Annotated in this window: 21 protein-coding genes; 11 read left to right on the forward strand and 10 right to left on the reverse strand. The window is 68.6% G+C overall.

All coding sequences use genetic code 11. The features are described 5' to 3' along the window. The first annotated feature begins 16 nt into the window (after nt 1-16). Entirely contained in the window at nt 17-568 is a 552-nt protein-coding gene (locus tag ABN028_RS03625) for a phosphotransferase-like protein (protein ID WP_349695613.1), read from the forward strand. A 74-nt stretch (nt 569-642) separates the two neighbouring features. Here the strand turns inward: ABN028_RS03625 and ABN028_RS03630 are convergent, their stop codons facing one another. After that, a complete protein-coding gene (locus ABN028_RS03630; RefSeq protein WP_349326514.1) occupies nt 643-1,437 on the reverse strand; it encodes an alpha/beta fold hydrolase in 795 nt (264 codons plus the stop codon). Between the two features lie 196 nt (nt 1,438-1,633). Between ABN028_RS03630 and ABN028_RS03635 the strand changes: the two genes are divergently transcribed. Together ABN028_RS03635 and ABN028_RS03640 are read left to right on the forward strand one after the other, a co-directional pair. Continuing rightward, a complete protein-coding gene (locus ABN028_RS03635; protein WP_349326515.1) occupies nt 1,634-2,122 on the forward strand; it encodes a DinB family protein in 489 nt (162 codons plus the stop codon). A gap of 26 nt (nt 2,123-2,148) precedes the next feature. Continuing rightward, nucleotides 2,149-3,438, forward strand: a complete 1,290-nt coding sequence (locus tag ABN028_RS03640) for an alpha/beta fold hydrolase (protein WP_349695614.1) — start codon at nt 2,149-2,151, stop codon at nt 3,436-3,438. Between the two features lie 27 nt (nt 3,439-3,465). Here ABN028_RS03640 and ABN028_RS03645 read toward each other — a convergent pair whose 3' ends face one another. Further along, nucleotides 3,466-4,161, reverse strand: a complete 696-nt coding sequence (locus ABN028_RS03645) for an NUDIX hydrolase (protein ID WP_349326519.1) — start codon at nt 4,159-4,161, stop codon at nt 3,466-3,468. A gap of 157 nt (nt 4,162-4,318) precedes the next feature. Here ABN028_RS03645 and nadA point away from each other — a divergent pair, with 157 nt between their 5' ends. The 4 genes from nadA to ABN028_RS03665 all read left to right on the forward strand — a co-directional run bounded on the left by nadA (nt 4,319) and on the right by ABN028_RS03665 (nt 9,648). Further along, nucleotides 4,319-5,320 carry a quinolinate synthase NadA gene (nadA, locus tag ABN028_RS03650; RefSeq protein ID WP_349695697.1) on the forward strand — a complete coding sequence of 334 codons (1,002 nt, stop codon included), beginning with the start codon at nt 4,319-4,321 and terminating at the stop codon, nt 5,318-5,320. 26 nt (nt 5,321-5,346) lie between these two features. Beyond that, entirely contained in the window at nt 5,347-6,945 is a 1,599-nt protein-coding gene (locus ABN028_RS03655) for an L-aspartate oxidase (protein ID WP_349695615.1), read from the forward strand. After that, entirely contained in the window at nt 6,942-7,901 is a 960-nt protein-coding gene (gene nadC / locus ABN028_RS03660) for a carboxylating nicotinate-nucleotide diphosphorylase (RefSeq protein WP_349695616.1), read from the forward strand. Before ABN028_RS03655 ends, nadC begins: the two co-directional genes overlap by 4 nt. A 373-nt stretch (nt 7,902-8,274) precedes the next feature. Beyond that, nucleotides 8,275-9,648, forward strand: a complete 1,374-nt coding sequence (locus ABN028_RS03665) for a dicarboxylate/amino acid:cation symporter (RefSeq protein ID WP_349695617.1) — start codon at nt 8,275-8,277, stop codon at nt 9,646-9,648. Nucleotides 9,649-9,762: 114 nt separating this feature from the next. On the opposite strand, the gene ABN028_RS03670 is transcribed toward ABN028_RS03665, so the two are convergent. Further along, a complete protein-coding gene (locus ABN028_RS03670) occupies nt 9,763-10,503 on the reverse strand; it encodes a formylglycine-generating enzyme family protein (protein ID WP_349695618.1) in 741 nt (246 codons plus the stop codon). Nucleotides 10,504-10,895: 392 nt separating this feature from the next. Between ABN028_RS03670 and ABN028_RS03675 the strand changes: the two genes are divergently transcribed. Further along, a complete protein-coding gene (locus ABN028_RS03675; protein WP_349695619.1) occupies nt 10,896-11,267 on the forward strand; it encodes a GntR family transcriptional regulator in 372 nt (123 codons plus the stop codon). Nucleotides 11,268-11,309: 42 nt separating this feature from the next. Here ABN028_RS03675 and ABN028_RS03680 read toward each other — a convergent pair whose 3' ends face one another. Then, nucleotides 11,310-12,530 (reverse strand): GntR family transcriptional regulator, encoded by a 1,221-nt coding sequence (locus ABN028_RS03680; protein ID WP_349326530.1) that lies wholly within the window; start codon nt 12,528-12,530, stop codon nt 11,310-11,312. A 173-nt stretch (nt 12,531-12,703) separates the two neighbouring features. Here ABN028_RS03680 and ABN028_RS03685 point away from each other — a divergent pair, with 173 nt between their 5' ends. Beyond that, nucleotides 12,704-14,326, forward strand: a complete 1,623-nt coding sequence (locus ABN028_RS03685; protein ID WP_349326532.1) for a GxGYxYP domain-containing protein — start codon at nt 12,704-12,706, stop codon at nt 14,324-14,326. A gap of 65 nt (nt 14,327-14,391) precedes the next feature. Continuing rightward, a complete protein-coding gene (locus ABN028_RS03690) occupies nt 14,392-14,529 on the forward strand; it encodes a hypothetical protein (protein ID WP_349326534.1) in 138 nt (45 codons plus the stop codon). 224 nt (nt 14,530-14,753) lie between these two features. Here ABN028_RS03690 and ABN028_RS03695 read toward each other — a convergent pair whose 3' ends face one another. The 3 genes from ABN028_RS03695 to ABN028_RS03705 all read right to left on the reverse strand — a co-directional run bounded on the left by ABN028_RS03695 (nt 14,754) and on the right by ABN028_RS03705 (nt 17,406). After that, nucleotides 14,754-15,260 carry a BadF/BadG/BcrA/BcrD ATPase family protein gene (locus ABN028_RS03695; protein ID WP_349695620.1) on the reverse strand — a complete coding sequence of 169 codons (507 nt, stop codon included), beginning with the start codon at nt 15,258-15,260 and terminating at the stop codon, nt 14,754-14,756. 210 nt (nt 15,261-15,470) lie between these two features. Next, nucleotides 15,471-16,676 carry an N-acetylglucosamine-6-phosphate deacetylase gene (locus tag ABN028_RS03700; protein ID WP_349695621.1) on the reverse strand — a complete coding sequence of 402 codons (1,206 nt, stop codon included), beginning with the start codon at nt 16,674-16,676 and terminating at the stop codon, nt 15,471-15,473. Then, nucleotides 16,663-17,406 (reverse strand): glucosamine-6-phosphate deaminase, encoded by a 744-nt coding sequence (locus ABN028_RS03705; RefSeq protein ID WP_349695622.1) that lies wholly within the window; start codon nt 17,404-17,406, stop codon nt 16,663-16,665. The genes ABN028_RS03700 and ABN028_RS03705 overlap by 14 nt, the downstream gene beginning before the upstream one ends. Before the next feature lie 175 nt (nt 17,407-17,581). On the opposite strand from ABN028_RS03705, the gene ABN028_RS03710 reads away from it, so the two are divergent. Continuing rightward, on the forward strand, nt 17,582-18,958 hold the full coding sequence (locus tag ABN028_RS03710; protein ID WP_349695623.1) for an MFS transporter: 1,377 nt from the start codon (nt 17,582-17,584) through the stop codon (nt 18,956-18,958). 68 nt (nt 18,959-19,026) lie between these two features. Here the strand turns inward: ABN028_RS03710 and pgl are convergent, their stop codons facing one another. The 3 genes from pgl to zwf all read right to left on the reverse strand — a co-directional run bounded on the left by pgl (nt 19,027) and on the right by zwf (nt 22,419). After that, the gene (pgl, locus tag ABN028_RS03715; protein ID WP_349326542.1) at nt 19,027-19,806 is read right to left on the reverse strand and encodes a 6-phosphogluconolactonase; all 780 of its coding nucleotides are present in this window, start codon (nt 19,804-19,806) and stop codon (nt 19,027-19,029) included. After that, on the reverse strand, nt 19,803-20,765 hold the full coding sequence (locus ABN028_RS03720; RefSeq protein WP_349326543.1) for a glucose-6-phosphate dehydrogenase assembly protein OpcA: 963 nt from the start codon (nt 20,763-20,765) through the stop codon (nt 19,803-19,805). The genes pgl and ABN028_RS03720 overlap by 4 nt, the downstream gene beginning before the upstream one ends. Before the next feature lie 97 nt (nt 20,766-20,862). Then, on the reverse strand, nt 20,863-22,419 hold the full coding sequence (gene zwf, locus ABN028_RS03725; protein ID WP_349326545.1) for a glucose-6-phosphate dehydrogenase: 1,557 nt from the start codon (nt 22,417-22,419) through the stop codon (nt 20,863-20,865). Nucleotides 22,420-22,461 lie beyond the last annotated feature (42 nt).

Genomic DNA, 22,461 nt, shown 5'->3' on the forward strand with positions numbered 1-22,461 from the left:
TGGCAGGCTCGTCACCGTGGGAAAAGTCGTGATGGTGACCGGGATGCAGGCGGCGGGAAAGACGACGATCGGGCCATTGCTCGCTGCCGGCCTCGGGCCTCTCGCGGCCGCGTTCGACGGCGATGTCTTCTATCGGATGGTCGTCGCGGGCAACGTGGACATGACACCAGCGCGGCACCCTGAAGCAGTCCGCCAGGTGGGGCTGCGGTACGACGCGGCGGCGCTCGTGGCACAGCACTACGTCGATTCGGGGTTCGACTTCGTCTACACCGACATCATCCTGGGTGCCGAGGTGCACAGGTGGATGGACTCGATCAGGAACGCCGAGCGTCACCTGGTCGTCCTCAACCCTTCGGTCGACGCCATCGTGGAGCGCGAGATCGGAAGGGGCAAGAACTCCTACCGAGACTGGCAGAAGCCTGGCATGACTCTCGAAGCGGCGGTCGCCTCGATGCAACGCGCCCTCCAGGAAACGCCTCGTCGAGGTCTCTGGCTCGACTCGAGTGGTCAGACACCCGAGGAAACGGTCGAAGCGATCGTCAGTGACCTGTCGACCTCGCTGTACTAGCAACGAGCGCCGCAAGCTCGCCCGAGGTGAGCGGGATACCGACCAGAAAGCCTGCGGCGCTTCGAGATTGCGGCTCAGGGCGTGTCACGGAGCGGGTGCACGGTGTCGACGAACTCCCTGAACGTCTTGACCCACAGGTCGGGCACATCGCGGTGAAGGTGATGGCCGCCGGGCAGGACCGTGAAGCGTTCGGTGGGGAGGGCGCGTTCGACGGCGAGCCGATCGATACCGCGCAGCGCGCTCAGCCGACCACTGCCGAGCGGGTCGGGTTCGTCCGGTGCGGCCAACACGAGTGCCTGGGCGCGCAGAGTCGCGACCAACGTCGGCAGGTCCCACGGGCGGGGTGCGCGAAACCCGGCGAGGATCGCAGGAACATCGGCCGCGGCCATGCCGGCGACGGCGTGTTCGACGTCTTCGGGTGACCAGCGTGGGTTGGCGAGGCGCAGCCGCCGCATGAGCTGGTCGCGGCCGGAGTGGACGAGCGCGGAGTCCGTGGCGATCGAGTCGGCCAACGCTTCGCGGTCCTCGGTCCGGGCGCCCGGCGGCTCCTCCAGCACCAGCGCCTCGGTGAGATCGACGTACCGGCTGGCCAGCACGAGCGCGACGATGGCGCCGAGCCCGTGGCCGACGAGGACGTCGACCTTGCCGGGGAACCGTTCGGAGGTTCCCTGGACGATGGCCGGCATGTGCAACGGCCGGTTGACGAGTGGTCGCTTGCCGTGGCCGGGGAGGTCGAGCGCGGTGACGTCCCAGCCGAGCCCGGCGAGCGCCGGTCCGATCCGCCACCAGGTCGCCGCGTGTGACATCTCGCCGTGCAGGAGCACCACCCGGCCGCGCGCCGGACCCAGTGGCTCCCACCGAAGAGTCATGTCGGACATCAAAGCGGACGGGACCGCCTGTTGACGACACGCGGAGCGGATCTTTTCCGTACGCACGTCGCCGGCAGGCGCGCGGGCCGGTGGAGCGCTGGGGGAGTCGGGAGATATAACCGGAGCGCAGGACACGCCGCCCGGCGACACTCGCCGGGAGAGGCCGTGGCCTGAGCCGAGAACCGGGAGGCCGCCGATGAGCAACCTGACCCTTGACCCTGATCCCCGCTCCGGCGAGCGCGAGGTGCTGCTCGGGTTCTTGCGCGGGGAGCGTGCCAAGGTGCTCAAGACCGCCGAGGGATTGACGGAGGAACAAGCGCGCTGGACGCCCGCTGGCAAGCTCATCCCCGTCACAGGTGTGCTCAACCACCTCACCCATGTCGAGTGGCGCTGGATCGACGGTCGCTATCTCTGCCAGGAGGTGTCCCGGTCGGAGGAGGAGTTCGTGCCGACGGCAGACCACACGCTGGCGGAGGTTGTCGCTGCGTACGAGGAGCGGGCCATCCGCACCGACGCGACCGTCCGTGGCGCACCGAGTCTCGACGCTCCATGCCTCGGTGGTCGGGAACCGATACCCGGCCTCGACCTCCGGTGGGTGCTTCTCCATCTCATCGAGGAGACGGCCCACCACTGTGGGCACGCGGACTCGACCCGGGAGATGCTCGACGGCACCAAGTTCTGGTGAACGGCGACCTCAGCGAGGGAGATGACATGCATACCACGCGGTCCTATCGCCAGCGCGGCCTCGAGTGCACGGAGTACGTGATCGACGTGCCGCTCGACCATGACCGCCCCGGCGGGGAACAGATCCAGGTCTATGCGCGCGAAGTCGTCGACACCACTCAGCCCAATGCCGAGTCGCTTCCGCGTCTCGTGTTCCTCCAGGGCGGTCCGGGTGGGAAGGGGCCGCGCCCGGTCAGCCGTGCGGGGTGGCTCGAGCGGGCGTTGAAGGACTACCGCGTCGTGTTGCTGGACCAGCGCGGCACTGGACTGTCCACGCCGGCCAACCGGCAGACTCTGCCGCGGCGGGGGACGCCGGCGGACCAGGCGGACTACCTCAGCCATTTCCGCGCTGATGCGATCGTCCGCGACGCCGAACTCCTGCGCCGTGCGCTCCAGGGTGACGAACCGTGGACGGCCCTCGGTCAGAGCTTCGGTGGCTTCTGCGCGCTGTCCTATCTGTCGTACGCACCGGAGGGGTTGCGCGAGGTCTTCGTCACCGGTGGGCTTCCGCCGCTTTCGGCGACGCCGGACGAGATCTACCAGGTCACCTACTCGCGCGCGGTCGAGAAGAACACCGCGTACTTCGCCCGCCACCCAGACGACCGCGACCTGTGCGCCCGCATCGTCGACCATATCCGCGACCACGACGTACGCCTGCCGACCGGCGAGCGGCTGAGCCCGCGCCGCTTCCAGGGTGTCGGCATGCGCCTGGGTATGCGGAACGACTTCGACGCGTTGCACTACCTGCTCGAGGAGGCGTGGGTCGACGGGGTGGCGGGACCTGACCTCTCCGACACGTTCCTGGCGGCCGTCGGGCAGGGAGCGAGCTTCGCCTCCGGTCCGTTGTACGCCGTCCTGCACGAAGCGTGCTACACCCAGCGTGCGGCGTCGGCGTGGTCTGCCGAACGGGTCTATGCACTGCGGCCGGAGTTCGCCCTCGATCCCGACACGCCGTTCCTGTTCACCGGCGAGATGATCTACCCGTTCCTGTTCGACGAGGACCCCGCGCTCGTGCCGCTACGCGAGGTCGCGCACGTGCTGGCGGACAAGGACGACTGGCCGGCGCTCTACGACGTCGACCGGCTCGGCGCCAACGACGTACCGGTCTTCGCCGCGGTCTACTTCGACGACCTCTACGTCGCCCGGGAGTTCTCCCTCGCGACCGCCGCCTCCGTACGACGCGTGACACCGTGGATCACCAACAGCTACGAACACGACGGGCTGCGTACGGGCAAGGTTCTCGACCACCTGTTCGCGCTGGCAAAGGAAACGCCCTGAGCCGGCAGGCTCCTGGTCCGGTGGCAGCTACCGGCGCCCGCTCGGTGGACGCAGCACGGCGACCGGATCGGTCACCTGGATGTCGCGGCAGGTGAAGCGGAACAACGCCGCCGGCCGCCCGCCCGACGGTCCGGGCGAGGCCGTTTCGCCGGTCGTCGTGAGCTGCCCACGTCGGGAGAGGACCCGCTGCAGGTTGGTCGCGGAGACCCGGTGTCCGAGGGCGGCGGAGTAGAGCTCGCGCAGCTCGGAGATGGTGAACGTCGGCGGCGCCAAGGCGAATCCCAGGTTGGTGTAGGAGAGCTTGGAGCGGAGTCGGTCGCGCGCGCGGAGGATGATCGCCTCGTGGTCGAACGCCGTGCGGGGGAGCGCATCGACTCGATGCCACTGTGTGTCATCAGGCAGCTCCGGGTCGTTGTCGCTCGCGACGAGGCCGAGGAACGCGGTGGCGATGACGCGAGGGCCGGGTACCCGGTCGGGTGCACTGAACGTCGCGAGCTGTTCGACATGGGACAGTTGCCGCACATCGACCTTTTCGGCCAGCTGCCGGCGTACGGATCTCTCGATGTCCTCGTCGGCCTGGAGCCGTCCGCCCGGAAGCGACCATCGACCGGCCTGCGGCTCGCGCGCCCGCTGCCACAGCAGCACCTCGAGGGACAGCTGGTCGGGTGACCGGGACCGGACCTGGAGCACTGCCGCAAGCACCTCATGCCCCAGTTTGTTCACGCGGTGATAGTATCTCTAGAAGTTTTCGATTCAAAGGCGAAAACCGGAAAGTCGAAAGCCCCAAAGGGAAAGCCCCAGAGGAGAAGTGCAGGGAGGGCCCATGACCGCTGTCACCTCAGCGGAGCCCCGCTCGGACACCGAATCATCTGAGAGCGACATGTCAGAGAGCGGGACCGGCGCCTACGACGGAGTGGAGCCGGACCAGGCATGGCAGGAGGAGGTACGCCGGCTCGCCACCGAGCGCGACGCCGTCCTCCTGGCGCACAACTACCAGGTTCCTGCGATCCAGGACATTGCCGACCACACCGGTGACTCGCTCGCGTTGAGCCGCATCGCCGCCGCCAGTGACGCGTCGACCATCGTCTTCTGTGGCGTCCACTTCATGGCCGAGACCGCGAAGATCCTGAGTCCGGACAAGACCGTCCTGATCCCGGACGCGCGGGCCGGGTGCTCCCTGGCCGACTCGATCACCGCCGACCAGTTGCGGTCGTGGAAGGCCGAGCACCCAGGCGCCGTCGTCGTGTCGTACGTCAACACGACCGCGGAGGTGAAGGCGGAGACCGACATCTGCTGCACGTCGTCCAACGCGGTCGAGGTCGTCGCGTCGATCCCCGCCGACCGCGAGGTGCTGTTCCTGCCTGACATGTTCCTGGGCGCTCACGTCAAGCGTGAGACCGGGCGGGAGAACCTCCACGTCTGGGCGGGCGAGTGTCACGTCCACGCGGGCATCAACGGCTCGGAACTCACCGAGCGGGCGGCCGCGCACCCTGACGCCGAGCTGTTCATCCACCCCGAGTGTGGTTGCGCGACCTCTGCGCTCTACCTCGCGGGCGAGGGTGCGGTGCCGCCCGACCGGGTGAAGATCCTGTCCACCGGTGGGATGCTCGACGCGGCCCGCGAGACCCGGTCGCGATCCGTGCTGGTCGCCACCGAGGTCGGAATGCTGCACCAACTCCGCAAGGCCGCACCGGGTACGGACTTCCAGGCGGTCAACGACCGCGCGTCCTGCAAATACATGAAGATGATCACCCCGGCCGCGTTGCTGCGTTCGCTGCGCGAGGGCGTCGACGAGGTCCACGTCGATCCGGTCCTGGCCGAGCGTGCCCGCGGCGCCGTGCAGCGGATGGTGGAGATCGGCCAACCCGGCGGCGGCGAATGAGGAGCCGCTGGGAAGCATCCGCAGACGTGGTGGTGATCGGTTCCGGCGTGGCCGGGCTCACCGCCGCACTCGAGGCGTCCCGACTCGGTCTGCGAACTCTCGTGGTCACCAAGACGTACGCCCACGAGGGAAACAGCCGCTGGGCGCAGGGCGGGGTCGCCGTCGTCCGCGCCGACGAGCACGACGAGGGCGACACTGTCGACCGGCACGTGGACGACACGCTGCGGGCCGGTGTGGGTCTGTGCGACGCCGACGCGGTCGCGGCCATCATCGGGGACGGTCCGGCGGCCGTGGCGTCGTTGCGGCGGTACGGCGCGGCGTTCGACGTCGACGCCGCGTCGGGACTGCTCGCACGCACCCGGGAGGGCGGCCACACCGCCTACCGCGTGGTCCATGCCGGTGGTGACGCGACCGGCGCCGAAGTGCAGCGGGCCCTGCTGACCGGTGTACGCAAGCGCGCGTTGACAGTGCTCGAGAGCCAGGTCGCCGTCCAGGTCCTGCGTACTCCCGAAGGGGCGGCGGCCGGTGTACTCCTGCTCGGCGCCGACGGTGTGGCGGGCGTCGTGCGCGCACCCGCTGTCCTGCTCGCCACCGGCGGGCTCGGCCAGCTGTACCAGTCGACGACGAACCCCGACGTCGCGACCGCCGACGGGATCGCGTTGGCGTTGCGGGCGGGTGCGTCCGTGGCGGACATGGAGTTCGTGCAGTTCCATCCGACGGTGCTCTACACCGGACGGGGTTCGACCGGCCGGCGGCCACTGGTGACGGAGGCGGTCCGCGGCGAGGGTGCGGTCCTGGTGGACGCGTCCGGCGCGGCGGTGATGGCGGGCGTCCATCCGTTGGGTGACCTGGCACCACGAGACGTCGTGTCGGCGGCGATCATCCGGCGGCTCGCGGAGGCGCCGGGCGGTGTGGACGACCACGTGTATCTCGACGCCACGCACCTCTCGGCGGCGGCGTTCCGAGCGCGGTTCCCGACGGTCTACGCCGCCTGCACGGCGGCGTCGATCGACCCGTCCGTGGAGCCGATCCCGGTCGCCCCGGCGGCGCACTTCGGGTGCGGTGGCGTCGTGACGACGGTCGACGGGCGCACGGAGGTGACCGGTCTCTACGCCGCTGGCGAGGTCGCGCGCACCGGCCTGCACGGCGCCAACCGGCTGGCCTCCAACAGCCTGCTGGAGGGTTTGGTCGTGGGCACCCGCGCCGCCCGGGCGGCGGTGTCCGACCTGGCGACGGGCGCACTCGCGGACGTGGACCAGATGGTCGAGGAGCCGTTGCCGGTGCTTTCGGTCGCCCGGCGTTCCACCCTGCAGCGGGTCATGAGCCGACACGTCGCGATCGGGCGGGACGCCTGCGGGCTGGCGGTGGCGGAAGAGGCGCTCGACGCGACCGGTACGACGACTCTGGTGGATACGCGTGAGGGGGTCGAGGACGCCGCCCTCGCCCTGGCGGCGCGCGCGGTCATCGTCGCCGCGCAGGAGCGCCACGAGTCGCGTGGTTGCCACGTGCGCCACGACTTCACCGACACTGACGACGAACGTTGGCGGGTCAGTCTGGCTGTACGCCTCGACGCTGAGGGTCAGCTCGTCCCGGCCAGGACATTGGCATTGGATGGTGTGGCATGACGCGGGGCACAGTGGTGACGGACGGGTCGGCGGAGGTCCGGGTGGGGGCCTGGGCGGAGCGTTCGCTGGACACGCTTTCGCCAGGCGTGGCCGCTGCGCTGGCCGTGTCCGGGCTCGACGCCGATGACGTCCTGAGGGTCGTCAAGACCGGCTTGACAGAGGACCTCCGGTACGGCCCGGACGCGACGACGGTGGCGACGACACCCGAGCAGGTGCTCGTCCGGGCAGAGATGACGCCCCGGTGTCAAGGCGTCCTTGCCGGCGGCGCGGTGGCGCTGGTGGTGTTCGACCTGCTGATGCCGGGGGAGGTGGAGGTGCTGGCGCGCGAGGCCGACGGTGCGGTGCTCGCGCCACACCAACCGGCGCTGGTGGTGCGCGCGCCGGTACGGGGCCTCCTCACCGCCGAACGCACTGCGCTCAACCTGGTCTGCCACCTGTCCGGTGTCGCCACCACGTCGGCCGCGTGGGTCGCTGCGGTCGCGGGTACCGGATGCACGATCCGCGACACGCGGAAAACCCTGCCCGGGCTGCGGATGTTGGAGAAGTACGCCGTCCGTTGCGGTGGCGGGGCCAACCACCGGTTGGGGCTGGGGGACGCGGTCCTCATCAAGGACAACCATGTCCTAGCTGCCGGCGGTGTGGCCGCGGCGCTCGCTGCGGTGCGTGCAGAGGTGCCCGATCTTCCGTGCGAGGTCGAGGTGGGTTCGCTTTCGGAGTTGGACGAGGCGTTGGCAGCCGCGGCGGAGTTCGTCCTGCTGGACAATTTCACGGTCGAGCAGTGCGCGGAGGCGGTCCGGCGCACTCGTGCGTCGGCACCTGGGACGCGGTTGGAGGCTTCGGGCGGGCTCGTGCTCGACGAGGCGCGCGCCTATGCCGGGACCGGTGTCGACTTTCTCGCCGTCGGGGCGCTGACCCATTCCGCTCCCGCGCTGGACCTCGGCCTCGACCTGCGCTGACCCCGCCGGTTCCCCACGGACGTGCTGTCCGGAGTGAGACAGCTCCGCCGGAATAAGTGGATGCACAAGGGATGTTCGAGAAGGCGATGAACGTTCGCATCCTGCTCTGGGTACGCCTGTACGTCGACCTTCGGCTACAGGCCAGCTCCGCCTGTCAGTAAGTCGAACGCCGCAGATCTGGGGCGGTCCGCAGACGCCTGAGCTCCCTTGATTTCCAGGACGCGGGCGCCCTGCCGATTCGAGACACCTGAGCGCTGCGCCGATTGGCCGGTGCGCCTTCGCCGGAGCCGGACCTGACAAAGATGACGGTCTCCAGCTCTGATCCCTTTCGCCACAAGACCACCGTCGTACGCCTTCGTACGGGAGGAAAATCGTGTCGGCTACCTCCGCCGCGTCAGCGCGGCAGACTCGTCAACCCCGCTTGCCGTTCTGGGCCCAGATCCTCGCGGGTCTGACCCTCGGCATCATCCTCGGCCTGCTCGCCCGCGGCCTCGGGCTGAGCTGGCTCGCCGAAACCCTCACCCAGATCGGCAGCATCTTCGTCCAGCTGCTGCGGGTCGCCGTACCCCCGTTGATCTTCACCGCTATCGTCGTGAGCATCGCCAGCCTCCGCCAGGTGACCGGTGCGGCACGACTCGCGGGCCAGACCCTGCTCTGGTTCATGATCACCTCGCTCCTCGCCGTGACGATCGGGCTTGTCCTCGGTCTGCTCACCAACCCGGGCCTCGACACGTCGCTCTCGCAGGACAACGCGGAGGCCTATGACGGAACCAGCGGGTCCTGGCTCGACTTCCTCACCGGCATCATTCCCGCCAACGTGCTCGGCGTGTCCGCCGAAACCTCAACGGAGCAAGCGGATGGCGTGGTCTCGGTGACGACGGCCCTGTCGTTCAACGTCCTGCAGATCGTCGTGGTGGCGGCGGTCGTCGGAGCAGCGGCGCTGGCGGCGGGGGAGAAGGCCGAACCGTTCCTGGCGTTCAACCGTTCAGCGCTTGCCCTTGTGCAGAAGGTGCTCTGGTGGATCATCCGGCTAGCGCCGATCGGGACGCTCGGCCTGATCGGCAAGGCGGTCGCGACGTACGGTTGGGACCTCCTGGGCCCGCTCGCGACCTTCACCGTCGACGTGTATGTCGGATGCGCACTCGTCCTCTTCGGTGTCTACAGCATCCTCGCCCGCCTGCACGGCCTGAGTCCGTTGAAGTTCTTCTCCGGCGCGTGGCCGGCGATCGAGTTGGCGTTCGTGTCCCGGTCGTCGGTGGGCACCATGCCACTGACCCAGCGCGTCGTGACGCGGAACCTCGGTGTGCCACAGGAGTACGCCTCATTCGCCGTGCCCTTCGGTGCCACCACGAAGATGGACGGCTGCGCGGCCATCTATCCAGCGCTGGCGGCGATCACGGTGGCGCAGATCTTCGGTGTCAACCTTGGCTTGACAGAGTATCTGCTGATCGCGTTCGTCTCGGTCGTCGGTTCGGCGGCGACGGCGGGGCTCACCGGTGCGATCGTCATGCTGACGCTGACGCTCTCGACCCTCGGGCTCCCGCTCGAGGGAGTGGGTCTGCTCATCGCCATCGACCCGATTCTGGACATGATGCGTACCGCCACCAACGTCGCGGGCCAGGCGCTGGTGCCGACCATCGTGGCGAAGCGGGAGGGTCTGCTCGACCTGCAGGTCTACAACGGCCCGCGGTCTGCACTGGCGCCGGAGCCTGAGCCAGCCGCCAGTCCGGTCACCGCAACGGCCTAGCGAGCTTGAGTGTCGCGGACCTGTCCGACGGATCAGACGCCCACCGTGGGCGGCATCTTCGGACAGGTCCGTGGCGGTCGAAACTACTGCCGTGGCAGGGTCGCATGGCTGGTCTCAGACGGAGCTCGCCAGGCGGAAGCCGATGCCGACGAGATCTGGGTCGTACGCGCCATGCCGGCGAGAGCACCGGGCGAGGTCTCGGCAGTGGAACCACGCACCGCCACGGGTGACATGAGGATCGGTCGCGTAGGTGTCGGTGACGGGGACGCCCGCAGGCGCTCCCGGGTAGCGTGCATATTCGGTCGAGGTCCACTCGTCGCAGTTCCCGGCCAGGTCGAGGACCCCGAACGGGCTTGCTCCCGCTGGGAAGGATCCCACCGGCAGGGGGCCACCCGCTCCATGCTCCCGCAGGTTCGCCAAGCGTGGGTCGAACTCGTCACCCCAGGGGTACTCCCGCGTGTCGTCGCCTCGGGCCGCGCGTTCCCACTCGTTCTCGGTGGGCAGCCGGACGGGCCGGTCGAGTTGGTGACCGAGCCAGGCGCAGTACGCAGTAGCTTCGGCCCAGGGGACACCGGTGACCGGATGGTCTGGCTCGCCTGTGGGCGATCTGCGACCGGTGTCGGCGGTGAAGTGCGACCACTGTGCGTGGGTGACGGCCGTACGGGCGATGCGGTACGTGGGGACGTACACGTCGGTCCGGGGCGCCTCCTTGCGGAACCATTCGACATCGACCTGAAGGTCACGGTGTCGGTCGAAGACAGCTGCCACCTCCTCCATCGGCGTACCTCGGTGAAGGAAGCCACCGGGCACCACCACCCAGTCGGCGTACAGGGGATCTGTCGAGCGCGTTGTCATGCGGGAAGACTCGCAGTGGTGACCAACGGCAGGCATCGGTCCACCGACCGAGCCTTCCTCCGACCATGGCCTGAGTCGAGGCTGAGCCGACGGTCAGCGCGGGACCACCATCGCCAGGAGGCAGCCGACGAGGGCGAACGCCAGGAACGTCAGGACCTTCCATCGCACGCCGTCTCCTCCCCTCTGGTTCGACGCCACCCGTTGACCCGCTTGGCCTTCGCTCGACGCGACCACATGTCGGTACGTCGCTGTGGTAGGACGCGGCGGCCGGGACCGGCGGGAATGGGGGCCGGGTCCGGTCGACCAGCCGCCGCGCCTTGGCGTTAACTGTAGGCCTAGGTGCCTGTGGGGACAACCTCCAAGCCGGCCAGGCGGACATAGCGTCACGAACGATGATCGATCCAACCGCTGATCGGGCTCTCTTCCGGCAACTCGCCGACGAGCTTCGACGCCAGATCGCCGCGGGCGAGCTTGCGCCGGGAGAGCGGCTGCCCTCCGAGGGCGCGCTAGGGCAGCACTACCACCTTGCCCGGACTGCCGTGCGTTCGGCGCTCGGTGTCCTTCGCGCGGAGGGCCTCGTCGAATCGGTACGTGGTCTCGGCTGGGTTGTCCGGGATCGTGGTGAGCTACGTCCGGTCCGCCTGGGCAAGGGTGATGAGGCCACGATCGTGCTCGGCGAAGGGCTGCCGCAGGTGGTGGTCAGTCGCAAGGACGGAACGACCGAAACGTTCCCGGCGGACCAGGTGGTCATCCGCCCTGCTTAGAGCCTGTTCCTGAACCTCTGTTGATCTTGGTCGGTCGCCCCGTCAATGTCGCACGGGCTCGGTGTCGCGCAGAGAAGTGCCGGCGGGCTGGGGTACCGCGTCGGGCTCGGGAGTCGAGGTAGCCGGCACCACACCAAGGTGCCTGGAATCCGCGTGCCTCGTTCGGATCTTGATCGGAAGGACGAGGTGCTTGACACCCTTGTACGGCTCGCCGCTGGTGACGCGGTGATGAAGCAAGAGTGCCGCCTCACGGCCGATGTCCGTGGCGGGAAGGGACGCGGCGACCACGGTCAGCGGAAGGATGTCGAACGGGCCGGCGTCATCCATGCCGGCCAGGTCGACCTGTCCTGGTACGTCGACGCCCATGGCCGCAAGGTCGGCGACGGCGTGCGCGAGGGTAAAGCCGTTCGCGCAGAGAAGGACGCTCGGAGGATCGGGGTCTGCAAGCAGCGTCTCGAGCGTCCCGGACTGTCCGGGCTCGGTCAGCCCGACGTATCTGCGGAGCACCGTGAGTTCGGGGTGGATGGGGATGTCGTTGTTCCGCAGCGCCTGCAGGTGCCCTGTCAACCGGTCGCGCACGCTGGTGCATTCGGTCTCGCTCCACAGAGTGGCGATGCGTCGGTGCCCCATGCGGATCAGTTCCTGCGTCACCTCGTAGCCGACCGCGACGTTGTCTGCGACGACTGCGTCCGCGGCAAGGTCCGGCCGGTACCGGTCGATCATGACCAGAGGAACGCCGCGCCGGCGTACCTCGGCCAGGGCGTCGGCGTTGGCACCGCCTTCGGCCGGGTAGAGCACGATGCCGCTGACGTTCGCGTTGAGTGCCTCCTGAAGTGCCGTCCGCTCCCGCTCGGGACGGTCGTTGCAGTGCGTGAGGAACAAGCGGTAGCCGTGCTCGGTGCAGGTGGTTTCCAGACCCATCAGAAGCTGACTGATGTAGGAGCTGTGGTTCTGCAGGATGCACGCCACGGTGGGCTTCCGGTGCGCTCCGGCGGGCGTCGGCGCCTCGGCATTTGCCTTCTCAGCAGGCCGTTCGGCGATGAACGTTCCGACTCCCTGACGGCGGACGAGGACCCCCTCGGCAACAAGCTCGTTGAGGGCACGGACGGCGGTTGTCGAACTCACGCCGAACCGGCGGCATACCTCGCGCTCGGTGACGAACGGTGTTCCGGGGGCGTGGCCACTCTGCTCGATCGCGGCACGCAGCGCGCGCCGCACCTGCTCGTAGAGCGGAGCCCTGTCCGTCTTGTTGTCCACGCTCATCGCACACCCACTGGTTCATTCTCATCCGACCGCGACTGCTCAGGTTAACCCTCCCGTCAAATGCGTCCAGAGGCCGTTGCTTAGGGACGCTGCTACCACATTGACACATGCAATCCTCGCAGTACCTTTACCGCCATCGCCCACCGTCCTGAGCCCTGTAGGGAAACCCCGCCATGGACCGAACCCCGTCGAACGTCTCGCGTCGCCGGTTCCTGCTCGCCTCGACTCTGCCGATCGGGCTGTCCGTCCTGGGTTCTGCCTCCCCTGCGAACGCGGCCCCGCCGACGTCGGGTATCTCGTGGCCGGAAGGTCAGGCTCTTCCGCACTTCGCGCGGCCCCGCCACCTCGATGTCGTCAACCTTCTCTCGCCGGTCCCCAACGACGAGAAGGTCATGTTCACCACGCTTCAGGGTCTGGTCAATCGCTCCCGGCCACGCCTCTACCTGCTCCACACCGAGGAAGAGGGTGCATACACCTGGCTGGAGGACCTCGGCCTGCCGTGGGACGAGCAGGACCGCTGGGAGATGTTGTCGAAGTATCAGACGGAAGCCAAGGGAATGGTGGTCTGGGATCCCAGCATCCCCGACACAGTCAACGTCGCCACCACACTGGCGGGAATCCACGACGCGCTGGCCGTCAGTCCGCAACTCGCGGCCCGGCTTTCCGAGGCTCCCTACCGACTGACCACACTGGTCGACCTGCGCGATCGCTTCGACAGCGGCCTCGACGCCTACAGATGGCAGTTCGAGGAGTTGTGGGACAAGACCACCCACCGGATGGTGGTAGCTCTCAATCCGGAGGTCCACCTCGGATTTTTCCGGGACTACGCCGTCGCCAACCGCGCGATGGTGTTCTGGCTTGAAGTCAACGCAGCCGAGGAACGCGCGCTACTGGAGGACATGCTGTCCGCGGTTGACCCGTACACGCCGTACATGGGGTGGTTTGCGTCCGACATCGCCGGCGAGTTCGCCGGCACTGAGCTGGTGTCCCAGCACGCCGCCTACGTCGTCCCCGCGGACTGGTTTGCGAACGGCACGGTGTTCGCGGGTGCCCGGCCGCCGGTCAGTGACCAGCAGCAGTCACCGCCCACTCCGCGGCTGGAGAACCGGATCTATGTGACGTTCACCCTGGGCGAGGGCGACAACTTTGCCTACAACCAGCACCACATGCGCAACCTGTGGGAGAACGACGCGCGCGGCAGTGTTCCGATCAACTGGACCACCAACCCGCTGCTCGCCGATGGCGCACCGGCGATCCTGGCCCACTACCAGCAGACCGCGACCGAGAACGACTACCTCGTCGCTGGACCCTCTGGCGCGGGCTACATCTACCCGACCGCGTGGCCGGACGCCACCTTCTCCACCTACACAGCGACGACGGGTGCGTACATGAAGCGCACCGGCATGGACTCGATCCAGATCCTCAACCGGGTCGACCACGAGGACGTGGACCTCAGCGACGAGAAGGCTCACCAGTTCGCCACGGACGTACGGCCCAGGGGTTGGTTCATCCACCACACCGACCACACCGAGATGCAGGTCGTCGCGGGCGTGCCGCAGGCGACCGGATATCTCGTCAACAGCGTCGAGCAGACCAAGAACGCCATCGCCGAGTCGGCCGCGGACTGGGACGGCACGTCACCGTTGTTCGTGTCAATCGCTCCGATCGCGTGGAGCATGAATCCCGCGGACCTGGCGGAAGTGGCCAACTCACTGAGCGATGACTACACGGTGGTCCGCGGCGACCACTTCCTCGACCTCGCGCGTGAGGCGCTCGGACTTCCCCCGATGGACTGACCCGTACGACGGCCGTGCTTCGGCATCTGACCGCCGACCCGATGTCTGTGTGGGTCGGCGGTCAGATGTCACTTCGGACCCGCCGCGAGTCGCCTGACCACCAACTCGGTTGTGTCTACGCCAGCTCGCCGCAAGGCCAACAGTGCCGCGCCCGCAGCAGGCTCGAGCACCGGATCAACAACGTCGAGGCGTTTCCCTCGTGAGGCTGCCAACCCGGTCCCGACTCTCCCTGCAAAAGCACCGGACCGACCTAGACCAACCTGTAGAGCTACTGGCACGGTCGTCGACTCGAAGTGAGCAGCGAGCAAGCGGACACCAACACAAGTCGCCCCGGCGAGTTGGCTGCAGGTCGCCGAGGCAAGCGGTGACGACTCCGCGGCAGCTGTTGTCAGCTGAGCCACGGCATCTGCGTCGGTGTCCTCGTCGATCAGGATGCGCGCCATTGCGTCGAAGGACAGGTGACGAGCACCACCGGATAGTGGAAGTAACGGTCGTTACGAACGTGTTCTCCATCTTCGGTGATGCCAAGGATCACCGAGCCCGTACCGGCGATCACGACGATGCCCGGACGGCCAGCAAAAGCTCCAGCCTGGGCCACAACTGCGTCATTGACGGTGTACCGAGCGCATGCGAGCCCGCTGACCTCGACATGTTCAATAGCCCAGCCCAAGTCGCGCTCACCGTCGAAGCCAGCCATTCCGGATACCAGCCCAACGGCGTTACCAGACTGAACGCCAGCTCGATGTATCGCATCGTGAATGGCGGACCGAACGTGCTCCTTGGCGTTGATGTCGTGCGTAGGACTGCCACCGGCAGCCTGCGACAACCCCAGTACACGTCCGTCGAGAGCGACGCACACAACCCGGGTGTGGCTGCCACCTGAAGGCCGTATGCGTGCGGCTGTCTGCCCTCCCCGTCGGTCGGTCGCGCACATGTCGACCAAGGATGCAGCGCGACAAAGTTGATCGACGGCAGTCGATCGGACGGCCCATGTCGGAAGTCTGAGCGCTCGGACCGCACGGGAGGTGCGGTCTGACGCGTTCAATGCGGAGAAGTGGCCTTCCGAAACGGGTCACGGTCAACCATTTCTCCGCAATCGACTCAGGCTCGAGGCAATTCCATTCAGGTTCGAGAGCAATTCCATTCAGACTCGGGGGCACGGGGTGCCCGCGACCACGACGTCCTCCACTGTCAACTCCGCCTTGCCGGCGCTCCGACGGAACCGGACCAGGTCCGCCGGCGCGCCGATGTCGAGAGTCCCGCGGCCGCCCGCGATGGCACCTGGCGTCGTCGTCGCCAGCGCCACCGCCTCGCCGAGCGAGAACGGCCCCAGCCCCGCCACGTGTGCCACGCCGTCGCCGATCGAACGCGCGGCACCGGCAAGGTACGGCGTACCCACATGCGACAACCGCCCCTCGGCGGACAGCTCCACCTCGCCACCGACCGGCGTGCGGTAGGTGCCGGGCGGCGATCCCGCGAGTGTCGTGGCGTCCGACACGAGGAACGACCGCGACAGTCCCTTGGCCCGCAGCATCGCGATGAGTGTGTCCGCCGGCAGATGATGGCCGTCGGCGATGAAGCCCGCGGCCAGGCGGTCATCGGCGAGCTGCGCCCACACGTAGTTGGGATGCCGGGCCAGGACCGCATGGGCGCCGTTGCCGAGATGCGTCGACAACGACGCACCCGCCTCCGCCGCCGCCCTGATCTGCTCGGGTTCGGCGTGCGTGTGGCCTACGGAGACGCGGATCCCGCGGGTGACGAGATCTGAGATGTAGGCAGGACTCCCAGCGAAGTGCGGCGACAGCGTCACCATTCCCACCAGCCCGTCGCAGGCCGCCTGCCAGCGCGCGAACTCCGCCACGTCGGGCGGGCGTACGTGCGCGGCCGGATGCACCCCGCGTGGCCCGTCCTCGCCGGACAGGTGCGGCCCCTCCACATGGACGAAGGGGATCGCGTGCCGCACCAACGGGTCGCGCTCCCGGGCCCGGACGATCCGGCGCAGGCACGCGATGATGTGGGACTCGGCCGCCGTCACGATGGTGGGAACGACGGTCGTGACGCCGACCGCGAACAGCGCGTGGACGAGACCGACCACCACCTCCGGCCCGGCATCGTCCTCGGCGGCATTGGCGTCGAATCCGCCGAACCCGTTGACCTGCAGGTCGACGAATCCGGGCGCTATCCATACCTCCGCGTCCTCCGCTGAGCCCGCTGAGCCCGCCGGACTCCTGGTCACCTTCGCGATGAGGCCGTCCTCGATGCGTACGACCGTCAACAGGCCGGTAGCGGGGTCGCGGCCGGCCAACTCGGTCACGCCGGGAGAACCGGGCAAAGGCTCAGTCGAGGTCATGGGCGGAGTCCTGGTCGAGATAGACGGTGCAGCCGTGGTGGGTACGCAAGGCACTGGCCGGACACGACTCCGCGATCGGACCCTGCAACGCGTCGCGAACCGCGGGCGCCTTCGCCGGCCCGGGAACCATGCAGAACATCCGCCCCACGTCGAGCAGGCGCGGCACGGTCAGGGTCAGAGCCCTCGTGGGTACGTCGTCGAAGGTGGGGAAGCAGCCGTCGTCCACCTGTTGCTGGCGGCAGGTGGAATCGAGCTCGACCACCTTCACGGCCAATGGATCGGCGAAGTCGGCCACCGGCGGGTCGTTGAACGCGATGTGGCCGTTGACGCCGATGCCGAGACAGCAGATGTCGATCGGGGCCTCGTCGAGCAGTGTGGCATATTCCGCCGGCCGGAGCTCGGCATCCCCGTCGGTCCGCATCAGGTGCACGTCCTTGAACGGCAACCTGTCGAAGATCGCTGCCCGCAGCCACTGACCGAACCGTTGTGGTGCCTCGTCGGGAAGCCCGAGATAGTCATCCATCTGGAACGCCGTCACGCGTTCCCAGTCGATTCCCGCCTCGGCGGTGAGTGCGTCGAGGGTCTCCTGCTGGCTGGGTGCGGCCGCGAAGATCATGCGTACGGCGTCCTGGAGGCCGAGCCGTTCGCGGATCTCCGCCGCGATGTCGCTGGCCGCCGCATGCCCGAGGCTGGCGCGGTCTGGGAACACGCGGACGATCGGTTCGGTCACAGTGGGTCCTCTCGGTGCGAAATGCCCGACACCTACCAATAGCAGAGGCCACATCGAGATGTTCTGGTGTGGCAGGGAGTCGGACGTGATCGGACATCGGCGATGATTTGCAGGGGTACCGCCGGTCAGACTCAGCAGCGGGCGACGACACGACCATCGGTGGAGGGGAAGGGCCATGAACGACTCGACGAGTGCGACCAGCCCGGGCTGGTTGCGCGGACCGTTGCGGCCGTTCCGGTTCGGGCAGTACCGGCTGTTGGCCGCGTCGGTCACGCTGTCGCTGTTCGGTGCCGGCGGATGGTTGATCGCGCTCGTGTGGCAGGTCATCGCGCTGGGTGGTGGGCCTGGCGCCGTGTCGATGGTGTCGGCCGCCTCTGCCGGCGGAATGCTCGCCACCGCTCTGCTCGGCGGGGTCATGGCCGACCGCATCCCGCAGCTCCGGATCCTGCGTGCCGTCGCCGTCGTACGCACCCTCGCGGTCGGCGTGGTGGTGGCACTGGCCGTCGCAAGCTGGCTCGAGGTGTGGCACCTGGTGCTCGTGGCACTGGCGATCGGGCTCGGCAGTGGGTTCACCTATCCCGCGTACTCCGCGCTGCTGCCGTCGATCCTTCCCGGCCGGGACCTGATGGCCGCGAACGGTGTCGAGGGCATGCTGCGCCCGATGATCATGCAGGCGGCCGGTCCGGCCGTGGCGAGTGCGGTGATCGCGGCCTGGTCCCCGGGCGCGGCCCTGGTGGTGGTCTGCGTGTGCGAGGCGGCCGGCGTCGCCCTGCTGCTGGCGATGCGCCCGGTGCCACTCCGGCAGGAGCGTCCGGCAGGCCCTGAGCATCCCGTGCGATCCGCCGTGACCGACCTCAGGGACGGCTTCGTCTACATGGTGCGTACGCCATGGCTGTTGGCGACGTTGCTGTTCGCGTCGGTACTGATCCTGCTGATCATGGGGCCGATCGACGTCCTTGTACCGTTCGTGATCAAGGACCGAGCCGGCGGCGGACCCGGCGACCACGCGATCGTGATGGCGGCGTTCGGAATCGGTGGCGCGGTCGGGTCGATGGCGATGGCCTCGTTCCGGATGCCACGGCGATACCTCACGGTCATGAACCTGTTCTGGGGCCTCGGTTGCGCGCCCCTCGTCTTCGTCGGCTTCGCCACCCACGTCGCGCAGATCGCGGTCGCGGTGTTCGTCGTCGGGATCTGCTTCTCCGCGCCGATGGTGATCTGGGGAACCCTGTTGCAGCGTCGGGTGCCCCCGCACATGCTGGGCCGGGTCTCGAGCCTCGACTTCTTCGTCTCGCTGGTGTTCATGCCGTTGTCGATGGCGCTGGCCGGGCCGGTGAGCGCCGCGGTCGGGTCGGGTACGACGTTCCTCGCCGCCGGCCTGATCCCCGCCGTGATCGCGGTGCTGGCGATCGTGCTGGCGAAGATGCCGAAGGACGAACTCGCGCACCCGCTCGACGACCGCGGAGACGACGAGGACGGATCCGCCGGAACGGACGACGAGCCCAGGAACGAAGCGGTCCCCCCGGTCGAGCCCGTGCCCGTGTGCACCTGACGTTTCCGGTCTCGGCGGGACGCCGCCGGATCGGCCGCCGGGTACCGCTCGTCGCCCGCCGGTCGGGGTCAGGGAGTCGTCGGGCGGTGCAGGTCGGCCGGCAGCTCCTTGGCGGCGGCCCGGTCGAGCAGCCACAGCGTGCGCTGCCGACCGCGTACGCCGGCCGCCGGGATCTGTACGGGACCCGCCCCGGACAGAGCCAGGCGTACAGCCCCCGCCTTCTCCGCTCCCGAGACCAGGAACCACACCTCGCGCGCGGCGTTGAGCGCCGGGAAGGTCAGGGAGATCCTTGTGGGCGGCGGCTTCGGCGCTCCGTGGACCCCGACCACCGGACGTTCGTCGTAGACGGCGGGACGTTCGGGGAACAGCGACGCCACATGACCGTCCGGCCCGACCCCGAGCATGCAGATGTCGAACGCCGGAACCGGGCCGTGGTCCTCGGGACGCACCGCGGCGGCCAGCTCGGACGCATAGCGCTCCGCGGCCGCCTCGACCCTGGCGGCGTCATGCTCGTCCGCGGACGGCATGGGGTGGATCCGGGCCGGATCCACCGGCACGTGGTCGAGGAGTGCCGCACGGGCGCCGGTCTCGTTGCGTTCGGGATCGCCGGTGGGCAGGTAGCGTTCGTCGCCCCACCACACGTCCAGCCGTCGCCAGTCGATCGCGTCGCGGGCCGGCGAGTTGGCGAGGGCGGCAAGGCTGCCGGTCCCGATCCCACCGCCGGTGAGGACGACCGACGCCCTGGTCCGGCTCGCCTGGACGTCGACCAGCGCGGTGACGAGCCGGGCCGCGATGGCTTCGGCGAGCAGGTCCTTGGTGGCATGGACGACGATCTCGGGGGTACTCATCGCGAACCCTGGACCTCCGCCTCGCGCGTGGACTTGCGCGGATCGATGTCGTGGGCCCGCATGCGCAGCAGTTCCTCGACCGTCAGCGCATAGACGTCGTCCGGATCCAGCCGGCGCAGTTCCTCCGCGAGCAGTTCGGAGGTCTCGCGGCGTTTCAGTGCGACGTGGCGTTCGGGCTGATCGGGAATCGAGTACCGCGCCAACAGACCGTCGCCTCGGGTGATGGCGATGTCGCCGTCGTCGGTGTGGAGACGGGCCGCCGTGATGCCGGGGCCCTCGCTCGTCGTCACCGACGTCGGGATCCGCAGCCGCAGGGCCAGCCAGGCGGCTATCAGGTCGGCGCTGGCGTTGGACCGTTCGGCCTCGATGGTCGCGCCGACGACCCTGGCGTGCTTCTGGTCCAGTGCCGCGGCCAGCAGGGCCCGCCACGGGGTCGTACGCGTCCACGCCAGGTCCGTGTCACCCGGCGCGTAGCCCCGGCAGTGTTCGTGCAGCGCCTCGATCGGTCGTTCGGCTGCCGCCGCATCGGTGACCCGGCGACGGGCCAGCTGGCCGAGCGGATCGGCTGAGGGGATCGCGGGCGCCCTCCCGGGCCACCAGGTGACGACCGGCGACTCGGGCAGCAGCAACGGCATCGCCACCGAGTCCGGGTGCTGGGAGAGCTCTCCGTAGAGGCGGAGCAGCAGGCTCTCACCCGGACCGCTCTCGCCGCCCACCCGCACCTCGGCGTCGAGTCTCGCCGGGCCTTCGCCGTTGCGCGGGATCACGCCGATGATGCGGGACGGATGCTCCTTCGCCGCCAGCATCGCGGCCTTCAGCGCGTCGTAGTGTCCGCTCTCGTCGGCCACCACGATGAGCGTGAGCACCATGCCCATCGCCGGGCTCCCGGCGTTGCGACGCGCCTTGACCAGGGCCGACGCGATCTCGCTCGCACTCGTGTCGGAAAGATCGATGATCACAGCACTGCTCCTTCACTCCGCACGATCGGCGCCCGGATCCCCTTGTCGTACGGGTGTGGCTGTCGTACGGGTGGCTGAGAAGCCTCGCGCACGTCGCTCACGGTCGTCTCCAGGTGCGGCCGTCCCGGGCGAGCATCTCGTCAGCGCTGGACGGCCCCCAGGTGCCGGACGGGTACTGCTCGAGCTTGGCGTGTTCGGCCCAGAAGTCGACGATCGGGTCGAGGATCTGCCAGGACAGCTCGACCTCCTCGTGCTGGGGAAACAGCGGCGGATCGCCGAGAAGCACGTCGAGGATCAGCCGTTCGTACGCCTCCGGCGAGGACTCGGTGAACGCACCGCCGTAGGCGAAGTCCATCGTCACGTCCCGGATCTCCAGCTGCGTTCCCGGCACCTTCGAGCCGAACCGGATGGTGATGCCCTCGTCAGGTTGGATCCGCATCACGAGCGTGTTGTGGCCGAGCTCCTCGGTCGCTGTCGCCGCGAACGGCAGGTGCGGTGCCCGCTTGAACACCACCGCGACCTCGGTGACCCGCTTCGGTAGGCGTTTGCCGGTACGTAGGTAGAACGGCACCCCGGCCCAGCGTCGCGTGTCGACCTCCAGCTTGATCGCGGCGTAGGTCTCGGTGCGGGAGTCCTTCGGGATGCCCTCCTCGTCGAGGTAGGCGCCGACCTTCCTGCCACCGGCCCACCCGTCGGCGTACTGTCCGTGCGCCGTGTGCAGATCGAGCCGACGCGGCAGCTGCACGGACGCGAGGACCTTCTGCTTCTCGATCCGCAACGCCCGGGCGTCGAAGCTGACCGGCTCCTCCATCGCGTTGAGCGCGAGCAGCTGCAGCAGATGGTTCTGGATCACGTCGCGGGCCGCGCCGATGCCGTCGTAGTAGCCGGCGCGCCCGCCGATACCGATGTCCTCGGCCATGGTGATCTGCACATGGTCGACGTAGTTGGCGTTCCACACCGGTTCGAACATCTGGTTGGCGAACCGCAGCGCGAAGATGTTCTGGACCGTCTCCTTGCCGAGGTAGTGGTCGATCCTGAAGACGGCCTCGGGCGGGAAGACCTCCGACACGATCTGGTTGAGCTCGCGGGCGCTCTCCAGGTTGTGACCGAACGGCTTCTCGACCACGACCCGGCGCCAGTGCTCCGTCCCCTGGTCGGCCAGGCCGTGTTCCTTGAGCTGGCGTACGGTCACGGGAAACAGCTTCGGCGGCACCGAGAGATAGAAGGCGTGGTTGCCGTTGGTGCCGCGCTCGCGGTCGAGCTCGTCGATCGTGGTGCGGAGGCGTTCGAACGACGGGTCGTCACCGAGCTCGCCCTGAACGAACCGGCAGCCCTCCCGCAGCTGCTTCCAGACCTCCTCGCGGAACGGCGTGCGCGCGTGTTCCTTCACCGCGTCGTGGACGACCTTTTCGAAGTCCTCGTTGGCCCACTCGCGGCGGGCGAAGCCGACCAACGCGAAGCCGGGCGGTAGGAGCCCGCGGTTGGCGAGGTCGTAGACGGCCGGCATGAGCTTGGTACGCGCCAGGTCGCCGGTGACCCCGAAGATGATGAGGCCGCACGGACCGGCGATGCGGGGGAGCCGGCGGTCCTGCGGATCGCGGAGCGGGTTGGAGGGTGCGGGGCGGTTCTTCACCAGCACGGCCTCATCGGTCATGGACGACCTCTCCTTGGTCGGCGCTGTGCCCTCGTGACGACC

This window comes from Actinopolymorpha sp. B17G11, from assembly GCF_040196095.1.
Lineage (GTDB): Bacteria > Actinomycetota > Actinomycetes > Propionibacteriales > Actinopolymorphaceae > Thermasporomyces.